The sequence below is a fragment of the Streptomyces sp. NPDC001002 genome, from assembly GCF_053599215.1.
This window is the reverse complement of record NZ_JBSFLV010000001.1, coordinates 276,118-287,380: the sequence shown is the minus strand read 5'-3', so window position 1 is coordinate 287,380 and position 11,263 is coordinate 276,118. Positions and strand designations below refer to the sequence as shown.

The 11,263-nt window shown below is 70.8% G+C and carries 9 protein-coding genes and 2 pseudogenes; 8 read left to right on the top strand and 3 right to left on the bottom strand.

Annotated features, from left to right (window positions below; all coding sequences use genetic code 11):
• From ACWDR3_RS01335 to ACWDR3_RS01310, 6 genes and pseudogenes are all read left to right on the top strand, one after another.
• Positions 1-104 (top strand): annotated as a pseudogene (locus ACWDR3_RS01335) (hypothetical protein); the annotation flags it as partial.
• Between the two features lie 2 nt (positions 105-106).
• Positions 107-1,099 (top strand): annotated as a pseudogene (gene sucB, locus ACWDR3_RS01330) (2-oxoglutarate dehydrogenase, E2 component, dihydrolipoamide succinyltransferase); the annotation flags it as partial.
• A gap of 187 nt (positions 1,100-1,286) precedes the next feature.
• Positions 1,287-1,910: a GntR family transcriptional regulator gene (locus ACWDR3_RS01325; protein ID WP_124004180.1), complete on the top strand. Its 624-nt coding sequence runs from the start codon at positions 1,287-1,289 to the stop codon at positions 1,908-1,910.
• Positions 1,911-2,169: 259 nt separating this feature from the next.
• A complete protein-coding gene (gene aceE / locus ACWDR3_RS01320) occupies positions 2,170-4,872 on the top strand; it encodes a pyruvate dehydrogenase (acetyl-transferring), homodimeric type (protein ID WP_450349796.1) in 2,703 nt (900 codons plus the stop codon).
• Positions 4,873-5,198: 326 nt separating this feature from the next.
• A complete protein-coding gene (locus ACWDR3_RS01315; protein WP_450349795.1) occupies positions 5,199-6,173 on the top strand; it encodes a helix-turn-helix transcriptional regulator in 975 nt (324 codons plus the stop codon).
• A 56-nt stretch (positions 6,174-6,229) separates the two neighbouring features.
• Positions 6,230-6,748, top strand: coding sequence for a DUF4240 domain-containing protein (locus tag ACWDR3_RS01310; protein ID WP_450349813.1), 519 nt, complete (start codon positions 6,230-6,232; stop codon positions 6,746-6,748).
• A 21-nt stretch (positions 6,749-6,769) separates the two neighbouring features.
• Here the strand turns inward: ACWDR3_RS01310 and ACWDR3_RS01305 are convergent, their stop codons facing one another.
• A complete protein-coding gene (locus ACWDR3_RS01305) occupies positions 6,770-7,000 on the bottom strand; it encodes a hypothetical protein (protein ID WP_450349793.1) in 231 nt (76 codons plus the stop codon).
• Between the two features lie 271 nt (positions 7,001-7,271).
• Between ACWDR3_RS01305 and ACWDR3_RS01300 the strand changes: the two genes are divergently transcribed.
• Positions 7,272-8,402, top strand: coding sequence for a lipid II:glycine glycyltransferase FemX (locus ACWDR3_RS01300; RefSeq protein ID WP_450349792.1), 1,131 nt, complete (start codon positions 7,272-7,274; stop codon positions 8,400-8,402).
• A gap of 151 nt (positions 8,403-8,553) precedes the next feature.
• Here the strand turns inward: ACWDR3_RS01300 and ACWDR3_RS01295 are convergent, their stop codons facing one another.
• Positions 8,554-9,306: a peptidoglycan recognition protein family protein gene (locus ACWDR3_RS01295; protein ID WP_450349811.1), complete on the bottom strand. Its 753-nt coding sequence runs from the start codon at positions 9,304-9,306 to the stop codon at positions 8,554-8,556.
• A gap of 238 nt (positions 9,307-9,544) precedes the next feature.
• Here ACWDR3_RS01295 and ACWDR3_RS01290 point away from each other — a divergent pair, with 238 nt between their 5' ends.
• A complete protein-coding gene (locus ACWDR3_RS01290) occupies positions 9,545-10,729 on the top strand; it encodes a MarP family serine protease (protein ID WP_450349791.1) in 1,185 nt (394 codons plus the stop codon).
• Between the two features lie 13 nt (positions 10,730-10,742).
• On the opposite strand, the gene ACWDR3_RS01285 is transcribed toward ACWDR3_RS01290, so the two are convergent.
• Positions 10,743-11,231, bottom strand: a complete 489-nt coding sequence (locus tag ACWDR3_RS01285; RefSeq protein ID WP_450349790.1) for an N-acetyltransferase family protein — start codon at positions 11,229-11,231, stop codon at positions 10,743-10,745.
• Between the last annotated feature and the right edge of the window lie 32 nt (positions 11,232-11,263).

Sequence of the window (11,263 nt, the reverse complement as noted above, 5' to 3'; positions counted from 1 at the left end):
TGTCGCTGGTCGGCGGACACGGCGGCGGGGCGAACGAACTCGCCCGCGAGGTGGGTGAGTTGCTGGGCGCCGAGCCGGTGGTGACGACAGCGACGTACGCGGTGGCGCCCCGGCCCCGGTCACCCCGGCTCCCGCCGCTCCGGCGTCCGCCGCGGTCTCCGGTGACGACGGCGCCTACGTCACCCCGCTGGTGCGCAAGCTCGCCGCCGAGAACGGCATCGACCTGGGCACCGTCAAGGGCACCGGCGTCGGCGGGCGGATCCGCAAGCAGGACGTCATCGCCGCCGCCGAGGCCGCGAAGGCCGCCGCTGCCGCTGCCGCTCCGGCTGCCGCCGCCGCTCCGGCCGCCAAGAAGACGCCGACCCTGGAGGCCTCTCCCCTCCGCGGCCAGACCGTCAAGATGCCCCGCATCCGCAAGGTCATCGGCGACAACATGGTCAAGGCGCTGCACGAGCAGGCCCAGCTGTCGTCGGTCGTCGAGGTCGACGTCACCCGCCTGATGCGCCTGCGCGCCCAGGCCAAGGACTCCTTCGCCGCGCGCGAGGGCGTCAAGCTCTCCCCGATGCCGTTCTACGTCAAGGCGGCGGCCCAGGCGCTGAAGGCCCACCCGGCCGTCAACGCGCGGATCAACGTCGACGAGGGCACGATCACCTACTTCGACACCGAGAGCATCGGTATCGCGGTGGACTCGGAGAAGGGCCTGATGACCCCGGTCATCAAGCACGCGGGCGACCTGAACATCGCCGGCATCGCGAAGGCCACGGCCGATCTGGCCGGCAAGGTCCGCGCCAACAAGATCACCCCGGACGAGCTGTCCGGCGCGACCTTCACCATCTCCAACACCGGTTCGCGCGGCGCGCTCTTCGACACGATCATCGTGCCGCCGAACCAGGTCGCGATCCTCGGCATCGGCGCCACGGTCAAGCGCCCGGCCGTCCTGGAGACCGAAGAGGGCACGGTCATCGCCGTCCGCGACATGACCTACCTGACCCTCTCCTACGACCACCGCCTGGTGGACGGCGCGGACGCCGCCCGCTACCTGACGGCGGTCAAGGCGATCCTGGAGGCGGGCGAGTTCGAGGTCGAGCTCGGCCTCTGAGCCCCAGCGGTACGCATGGTGCCCCCGCCCGGAACGTTCGGGCGGGGGCACCGTCGTATGCGTGTAAGTCTCGTCTCACCTGCATGAAAGCGCCCCCGTGCGCCCCTCCCGAACAGGTCCCCGGCCTTATTGTCTAAACGTCAAACGCCCCAGGGGCCGATGGGCGGCCCCTCCCTAAGGAGCCCTCATGACCGCGCCCGTCGTCCACTCGCTGCGCGAACAGATCCGCGAGCACATCGTGGAGGGGATCGTCAGCGGGCGCTGGAAGCCGGGCGAGCGGATCGTGGAGCGGCGGATCGCGACCGAGCTGGAGGTCAGCCAGACGCCGGTGCGGGAGGCGCTGCGCGAGCTGGAGTCGCTGCGGCTGATCGAGTCCGCGCCGAACAAGGGCGTACGGGTGCGGAACCTGACCGCGGCCGACCTGGAGGAGAGCTACCCGGTCCGGGCCGGCCTGGAGGCGATCGCCGCGGAGCTGGCGGCCACGCGCCTCGCGGAGGACTGCTCGGCACTGGAACCGCACGTCACCGCGCTCTACGAGGCCGACCGCAACGCCGACGGCACCGGCCAGGTGCGGCACACGGTCGCCTTCCACCGCGAGTTGGTGCGGGCGGCCGGGAACTCGGTGCTGCTGCACACCTGGGAGGGCCTGGGCATCGAGGTGTTCACGGCGCTATCGATCCGCTGGCTGGGGACCGTGCAGCAGTCGTACGCGGAGGAGCACGAGGAGCTGGTGGCGGCCTTCCGGCGGCGGGACCCGCGGATCGCGGAGATCGTGAAGGCGCACGTGCTCGGTTGCGCTCCGCGCCCGTGAAGCAGTCGAGCACCCCCTCGCTCACCTGCGAAAACAGCTCAAGAACAAGGCACCCGGTGCCTTTTCGCGGGGCACTCTGTGCCGACTTTCTCGGTATCAAGATATTTTGCCCTGGGAACCTTTGATCGATCATCGATCAGGGAGTTACAGTCGCCGGTGGGCTTCCAAAAGAGCCCATCGCCCTGTCCTGCCAAAGACAAAGGGCATCCTCGAACCCTTACCGATGAGGGAACCCCCTTCGACTGAGGAAGGCGGCGACATGACCGACCCCAAGGCCATCCAGCCGAGCGAGCTCGACCAGCTCCCGGACCGCGACCCCGAGGAGACCGCCGAATGGCAGGCCTCCCTGGACGCCGTCACCAAGGCGGCAGGGCCGCACCGTGCCGCGTACCTGATGCGCCGCACACTGGAGCGAGCCGAGGGCAACGGCATCGCGCTGCCCAAGCTTCTTGAGACCGACTACGTCAACTCCATCCCCACCGCCGACGAGCCCACCGTGGACGGCGACGAGGCGATGGAGAACCGGATCACCGCCTGGAACCGCTGGAACGCGGCGGCGATGGTGACCCGGGGCGCGAAACACGGCGTCGGCGGCCACATCGCCACCTTCGCCTCGGCCGCCTGGCTGTACGAGACCGGCTTCAACCACTTCTTCAAGGGCAAAGAGGCGGACGGGTCCGGCGACCAGCTCTACATCCAGGGCCACGCCTCCCCCGGCATCTACGCCCGCGCCTTTCTCGACGGCCGCCTCACCGAGGCGCATCTCGACAACTTCCGCCAGGAGGCGGGCGGCAACGGCCTCCCGTCGTACCCGCACCCGCGCCGGCTGCCCTGGCTGTGGGAGTTCCCGACGGTGTCGATGGGCCTCGGCCCGCTCTCCGCGATCTACCAGGCGCGCTTCAACCGCTACCTGACCGCGCGCGGCATCAAGGACGTCTCCGAGTCCCACGTCTGGGCCTTCCTCGGCGACGGCGAGATGGACGAGCCGGAGTCGACGGCGGCACTCGCACTGGCGAGCCGCGAGGGTCTGGACAACCTGACCTTCGTCATCAACTGCAACCTCCAGCGCCTCGACGGCCCGGTCCGCGCGAACTTCAAGATCGTGCAGGAGCTGGAGGCCCAGTTCCGCGGCGCCGGCTGGAACGTCGTCAAGTCGCTGTGGGGCAACGCCTGGGACGAGCTGTTCCAGCTCGACACCACGGGCGCGCTCGTACGCCGCCTGCGCGAGGTACCCGACGCGCAGGTGCAGACGTACCAGACGCGTGACGCGGCCTACATCCGCGAGGACTTCTTCGGCAAGGACCCGGCGCTCGTCGAGCTGGCGAAGCTGCTGAGCGACGACAAGATCCTGGAGTGTTTCCACCTCTCGCGCGGCGGTCACGAGGCCCGCAAGGTGTACGCGGCGTACCGTGCGGCCCTGTCCCACAAGGGCGCGCCGACCGTCATCCTGGCGCAGACGGTCAAGGGCCACACCCTCGGTGCGGGCTTCGCGTCGAAGAACGCCAACCATCAGATGAAGAAGCTGTCGACGGACGAGTTCAAGCAGATGCGTGACCTGCTTGAACTTCCCATCAAGGACAGTGACTTCATCGACGGTGTCGTGCCCTACGGTCACCCCGGCGCCGACTCCCCCGAGGTCCGGTACCTCCAGGAGCGGCGCGCGGCCCTCGGCGGTCCCGCCCCGGCCCGCCGCACGCACGCGATCGCTCCGCTGCCGTCCGCTTCGGAGAAGGCGTTCGCGTCGTTCGACAAGGGTTCGGGCAGCCAGAACGTGGCGACGACGATGGCGTTCGTCCGGCTGGTCAAGGACCTGGTCCGCGACAAGGAGACGGGCAAGCGCTGGGTGCCGATCGTGCCGGACGAGGCGCGGACGTTCGGCATGGAGAGCCTGTTCCCCTCGCTGGGGATCTACTCCCCCAAGGGTCAGACGTACGAGCCCGTCGACCGCGACCAACTCATGTACTACAAGGAAGCCAAGAACGGCCAGATCCTCAACGAGGGGATCACCGAGGCCGGTTCGATGGCGGACTTCATCGCCGCGTCGACGTCGTACGCGACGCACGGCGAAGCGATGATCCCCTTCTACATCTTCTACTCGATGTTCGGCTGGCAGCGCACGGCCGACCAGATGTGGCAGCTCGGCGACCAGCTGGGCCGCGGCTTCCTCGTCGGCGCGACGGCGGGCCGTACGACGCTGACCGGCGAGGGCCTCCAGCACGCGGACGGGCACTCGCCGGTGATCGCGGCGACGAACCCGGCGGCGCTGTCGTACGACCCGGCGTTCGCGTACGAGGTGGCGGCGATCGTGAAGGACGGTCTGCGCCGGATGTACGGCGAGGCGGCGCCGGGTGAGGACCCGAACGTCTTCTACTACCTCACCGTCTACAACGAGCCGATCCCGCAGCCCGCGAAGCCCTCCGGGCTGGGCATCGACGAGGGCATCGTGAAGGGGCTGTACCGCTTCAACACGGCGGAGTCGGCGGGGCTTTCGCCCGCTGCCAACGCTGCGCGGATCCAGCTGCTCGGTTCCGGTACGGCGATTCACTGGGCGTTGAAGGCGCAGCAGTTGCTGGCGGAGGAGTGGGGGGTGGCGGCCGATGTCTGGTCGGCCACGTCCTGGACCGAGCTGCGGCGGGATGCGTTGGAGGCGGATGCGGCGTTGTTGCGGGGGGAGGAGCGGGTGCCATATGTGCGGCAGGCGCTGCATGGGGCCGAGGGTCCTGTGCTCGCTGTCTCCGACTACATGCGGCAGGTTCCGGACCAGATCGCGCAGTGGGTCGAGCAGGACTGGTCGTCGCTGGGTGCGGACGGCTTCGGCCTGTCCGACACCCGTGACGCGGCGCGGCGTTACTTCGGTGTCGACGCGGAGTCGATCGTGGTGGCGGCGCTCGCCCAGCTGGCGCGGCGCGGTGAGGTCAAGGCAACGGCGGTGAAGGAGGCGCGGGAGCGCTACGGCCTGTAGGGCCAGTTTCCTCGCCCCCGCCGCCCCTACCCGTCCCATCCCAGGGGCTCTGCCCCTTCGACCCCGCTGGGGGCTGCGCCCCCAGACCCCCAACGGCCCTGAACGGGCCTTGTCCTCAAACGCCGGACGGGCTGAAAGATTCAAGCCCAGGCCGGCCAAATCCAGCCCTCCGGGCATTCGAGGGCTACGGTCGCAAAATCCAGCCCCTCCGGCGTTTGAGGAGCGGGGGTCCGGGGGCTGGCCCCCGGGGCGGGGTCGAAGGGGCAGCGCCCCTGGAGGATGGGACGGGTAGGGGCGGCGGGGGCGAGATCCCTCATCATTGAGGCATGCGCGCTGCCCGTCTCATCAAAATGGTGCTGCTGCTCCAGTCCCGCGCCTCCATGACCGCCGCCGAGCTCGCCGAAGAGCTGGAGGTCTCCGAGCGGACCGTCACAAGGGACGCGCAGGCGCTGTCAGAGGCGGGGGTCCCCGTGTACGCCGACCGGGGGCGCGCCGGCGGGTATCGGCTCATCGGGGGGTACCGGACCCGCCTCACCGGACTCGCTCGCAGCGAGGCCGAGGCCCTTTTCCTGAGCGGCGTCCCCGGCGCCCTGCGCGAGATGGGTCTCGAAGACGCCGCCTCCGCCGCCCGGCTGAAGGTGTCCGCCGCCCTCCTCCCCTCCCTCTCCGACGCCTCCCGCACCGCGGCCCAGCGCTTCCACCTGGACGCCCCCAACTGGTTCACCGAACCCAAGGCCCCCGACCTCCTCCCGACCGTCGCGGAAGCGGTGTGGGACGACCGGCAGGTCACCGCGCGTTATCGGAGCCGGGACGCTGAGGTGGAGCGGGTGCTGGAGCCCTACGGGCTCGTACTGAAGGCCGGGGTCTGGTATCTCTGCGCCCGCATCCCCGACGCCGACACCTTCCGGGTGTACCGGATCGACCGGTTCACGGCGATGGACGCGGGCGCTGAGCGCTTCGTACGGGATGAATCTTTCGATCTGCCGGGCTTCTGGGCGGAGCGGGCTGAGCAGTTCGCTCGTTCCATCCTGCGGACGGAGGTGGTGGTGCGGTTGTCCCGGGACGGGGTGCGCGCGCTTCCCTACGCCGTCGATCCCGTCTCCGCCCGAGACGCGCTGGCCACCGCCGGTCCCCCGGACGCCGACGGCACGCTCACCGTGACGCTCCCGGTGGAGTCCGAGAAGGTGGCCCACTCCCAGCTCCTGGCGCTGGGGCCGGAGGCCGAGGTGCTGGCGCCGGAGAGTCTGCGGGCGCGTCTCACGGACGACGCGAGACGGCTCGCGCGCCTGTACGGGACATAACAATCCGCCTCACTCCACGTGCGCCCCACCCGCCCAGGCCCGATGCTTGACCCGTGATGGACGAGACGGAGTTCTGGGAGCTGGTGGACGCCTCCCGCGAGGCCGCGGAGGGCGACCCCGAGGAGCAGGCCGACCTGCTCGTGGACCGGCTCCTCCAGCTGGACCCCGAGCTGGTCCTCGACTTCGCCCGTCACTTCGAGGCCCGCTACAACCGCGCCTACACCTGGGACCTGTGGGGCGCGGCCTGGGTCCTGCTGGACGGCGCGAGCGACGACGCCTTCGACTTCTTCCGCTGCTGGCTGATCGGCCAGGGGCGCGAGGTCTACGAGGGTGCCGTGCACGACCCCGACTCACTGGCCGACCTCATCGACGACTTCGACGAGGAGATCGACGGCGACGGGGAGGAGCTCGGCTTCGCCGCGGACGAGGCCTACGAGCAGCTCACCGGCGCCGTCGCCGCCGACCTCGGCATCCCGCCCGGCCCCGCCGAGCCGACGGGCACGCCCCTGGACCTGGAGAACGAGAGCGTGCTGGCCGAGCGGTACCCCAAGTTGTGGGAGCGCTTCAGGGGCTAGCCCCGTCGCTCACTCCGACTCTCAGGCTGCGTGCCTGCGGCGGGTCGTGTCCGTCGGGATGTAGGCCTGGTTCTGGTCCGCCCGTACCGCGTGGTGCATCGGGGCCGCGTTGGCCTGGTCGAGCGCGGACGCGGTGACGGCGGCCGGGCCGAGGATCACCGTGGCGACGGCGCATACGACCGCCCAGGGGCCGCGTGCGGACTTGGTCCAACCGGCCGACTTCTCCGTGGTGTTGGTCTGACTGCTGTTCATTTTCCCCACCTCCGGTCAGTGCGTGTGCATGACGATAGGAAGGCCGCCTCGGGGGACCCGGTGAGCCGCCTGCGAGAAACCTGTGAGCGCGGCACGGGTGGCGCCGTTCCGGTGCCCGTCGCCGGTCGTTCGCCTGGACTGCCCGTCCGGTACACCGGACCCGACTGGGATACGGGGAGCGGGTGGGGTTGGAGTTCACAGTCGTGACGTCTTGACCCGTCCGGTGCGCCCCGGCTTACGGTGGCCGCCGCCGAACAGGAGCGTCGTGCCCATGACCAGCCCGTACGTGAAGGGGATAACCCGCCGGGAGCACCTCGACCATCTCTGGCTGCACCCGGACGCGAGCCATCTCCAGATTCCCGAGTGGGCCGGCGTGAAGCCCGACTGGACGGCGGAGAGCGTCGGTTGGTTCGAGGACGACGAGATGGTCGCCGCCGCGCTCGTGCTGTACCGGGCGTTCCCCGGGACCGGGCGCTCTCTCGCCTACCTTCCCGACGGACCCGCGATCGACTGGCACAGCCAGCGCCCGGAGCGGTACCTGGACCCGCTGATCGAACACCTGGAGAAACAGGGCGCGTTCTCGGTCCGCATCGGGCCACCGCTCGTGGTCCGGCACTGGGACGCGGCCACCGTGGCGGCGGGCATCGCCGACCCCGCCGTACGGCATCTGCGGGATCTGCCCACGGACGGGATCGACGGGTACGCGCTGGACACCGCCGAGCGGCTCAGACGGCTGGGCTGGCGGCGGTGCAAGGAGAACGAGGGGAGCGGCTTCGGCCTCGGGCAGCCTCGCTACGGGTGCCGAATCCCGTTGGCGGGACGGTCCGTTGACGACCTGCGCCAGGGCCTGGCCCCGCACTGGCTGCAGGCCCTCCAGACGGCCGAGGGAGGCGGTGTCGGGGTCTTCTGGGGTTCGGCCGACGATCTGCCCTCCTTCCACCGCCTGTACCGCGCGACGGCCGAACGCGACGGTTTCAAGGCCCGCCCCTTGGACTACTTCCGGCGGATGTGGCAGGCGCTGAACGCCGAGGAGGCCGACCGACTGCGGATCTACCTGGCCGTCCACGACGACGAGGTCCTGTCGGCCGCGCTCATGATCGGCGTCGGCCACCACGTCTGGCACTCCTACCCCGCCTCCGGCCGCCGGGGCCGCGAACTCCGCCCCAGCAGCATCCTGTTGTGGCGCATGCTCTGCCAGGCCCTGGACGACGGCGCCCAGACGTACGACCTACGCTCCATCACCCCCTCCCTCGTCCAGGAGGACCGCCTCTTCGGCCGCCTCCTCTTCAAAACCGGCACGGGCGCCCAAGCAGTGGAGTACCTGGGGGAATGGGAACGCCCGGTGGGCAGCCAGGGAAAGGTCCTGCAACGGGCGTTGGCGGTCTATCTAGCCCGCAGGTAGAAGCGTCGGGGGGGGCAGGGGCGAAGCCCCGCCCCCCAGGGGCGCGGGGAACTGCGCGACCAGCCCCCACCACCCCGCACCCAACACACAACCGAGCGGGGGTCCGGGGGCGCAGCCCCCGGGATGGGACGGGTAGGGGCGGCGGGGGCGATCAACGCCCTTGAAGACGCGCCGCTTCCTCACGGATGAACGGAAGCTCAAGATACAGAGCGGCCCCAGGACAACTCGTCATGTACCCGTCCTTGTGCCCCGCCAACGCAGGAAGCCTCGCAGCCGTACCGGACGCATACCGGCTGAGGCTGTTACTGGACACCAGCCGAGCCACGCCCCGCGGATCGACATCCCCCAGCCCCAACTTCCACGCGGCCACCGCAGCGATCGCCCGCGTCATAGCGGCCGGCACCTCCGCCCCCGCCGTGAACGTCCCGATCGCCGCGATCCCAGCCGTCCGGTGGTTGAACCCCTGCGTATGCGCACCGGTGACGGGCCGGTCGACACCCCCCGCCCGCCCCTCGTACACCGTCCCGCACCGGTCGACGAGGAAGTTGTACCCGATGTCGTCCCAGTCGCGCGCACCGGTCTGCCCCGCGTAGAGATAGCGGATGATCCGGGGCGCGTCCGCGCAGGCGTAACCGTTGGGCGAGTCGGTGTGGTGGACGAAGACGGCGACGACCTTGTCGTCGTAGCGCGGAGGCGGCTGCGCGTGCCGCGAGAGCGCGTCCAGCCAGGCCGAGCGCGGCACGATGTGCGGCCGCGCGGCGGCGTGCAGGGTGACGGGCCGGGCCGCGACCGGACGCGGCGGCACCGACCGCCCGTGCCCGATGCCGTCGGCGCACAGCACGAGCCCCACGGCGGCGGCGAGCCCCGGCACACAGGCGACCGCGATCCGCACGCCGCGGGGCATCCGGGCCGCGACCGCCCGCCGGGTTCCCGGCGATCTTCGGACACGCATGACCCCACTCTCGGCCGGATCCGCTCCGACCGCGATGTGTGCTGTGCCACCCGGTGGAACCATCGTCCTGGTCCGAGGCGTTTTCCCGGTTGCACGCACGCGTGACGGCTTCCGGGGTGCCACGCGTGCGCGTGGCTGATCATCGGGACCGTCCCGCCCGTAATAGGGGGTCCGACAGAAAGGCGGCTCCGTGGACCTGCTCGACATCGTGCTGTTGCTGGTCGTGGTGGTGTACGCGGCCTCCGGCTACCGGCGTGGCCTCGTGGCCGGCTGTGTCTCGTTCGCCGGGTTCGTGGGCGGCGCGGTCATCGGCGTGTGGGTGCTGCCCTGGATGATGGATCTCGCGGACCCGGGGACGACGGCGGCGACGGTGACGGCGGTGCTGACCGTGCTGGTCCCGGCCGTGGTGGGGCACGAGTTGGCGGGGCGCCTCGCGCTGCGGCTGCGCAGGGAGCTGGACCAGGGGCCGCTGCGGGTGGCCGACGGGGTCGGCGGGGCGGTGGCCAACTCGGTGGCGGTGCTGATCGTGGCCTGGGTGGCCGCGAGCGTCCTGGGCGCGTCCTCCTCGTCCCTGCTGACGACGGCGATCCGGGACTCCCGGGTGCTGGGCACGGTGCAGGACGCCATGCCGGACACCACCCCGGGCTGGTTCTCGCGGGCCACCTCCGCGCTCACCGAGGCGGGCTTCCCGCAGGTCTTCAACCCGTTCGAGAACGAGTCGACGGCCGAGGTCGCCAAGCCCACCGGCGACAGCGTCACCGCGAGCGCGACGAACGCGGCCAAGCGCAGCACGGTGAAGATCGAGGGCGTCTCCGGCGACCAGGGCCGCGAGGGCAGCGGCTTCGTGTTCTCGGACGAGCACGTGATGACCAACGCGCACGTGGTGGCCGGCATCGACGACCCGACCGTGCGGATCGGCGGGGTGGGGCGGTCGTACGACGCACGGGTGGTGCTCTTCGATCCGCAGAAGGACGTGGCGGTGCTCTATGTGCCGGAGCTGAGCGCCCCGGTGCTGCGCTTCGACGACAGTGCCGCGCGCGGCGACTCGGCGGTCGTCGCGGGCTATCCGCAGGACGGCGATCTGAACCTGCAGGCGGCGACGGTCGCCAACCGGGTGCACGCGACCGGCCAGAACATCTACAACGACGGCACGGTGACCCGCGAGATCTACTCGATCCGCTCCACGGTCCGCCCCGGCAACTCCGGCGGCCCGCTGCTCACCACCGACGGCCAGGTCTTCGGCGTCGTCTTCGCCCGCTCCACCTCGGACAACGAGACGGGTTACGTCCTGACGGCGGACGAGGTCGCCTCCGACGCCCAGCGCGCCGCGAACGCGACGGCGGCGGTGGACACGGGCGACCTGGTCACGTCGTAGCGCGGCCGGTCCTTCAGAGCGAGCAGCCCATGAGTACGTCGTCGACGTACTCCCCCGCCAGCAGGAACTCCTCGGGCAGGATGCCCTCCACCACGAAGCCCTCGGCCTCGTAGAGCCGGCGGGCGGGTGTGTTGTGCCCGAGCACCCGCAGGGTCAGCCGGCGTGCGCCCTGGCGGCGGGCCTCGTCCCGTACGGCCCGCAGCAGCGCCCGTCCGACACCCGTGCCGCGCGCTTCCTCGGCGACGGCGAGACCCTGGATCTGACGGACATGGGCGTTGCAGACCAGCGGGGTCGGGTAACCGAGCCGTATGTAGCCGACGACCGTGCCGTCGAGTTCGGCGACCAGATGGTCGCGCGGGCCGAACCGCTCGTTGTAGAAGGGCTCGTAGGGCGGTTGGGGGCGCGGCTGGACGGAGTGCAGCGGGGACCAGGTGGCTCGGTCGAGGCGGCCCAGTGCCTCCTCGTCGTCGAGGGTGGCGCGGCGTATGTGCGGAACGGGCATGAGCGCCACCCTACGGTGGGGCACCGGTTCCA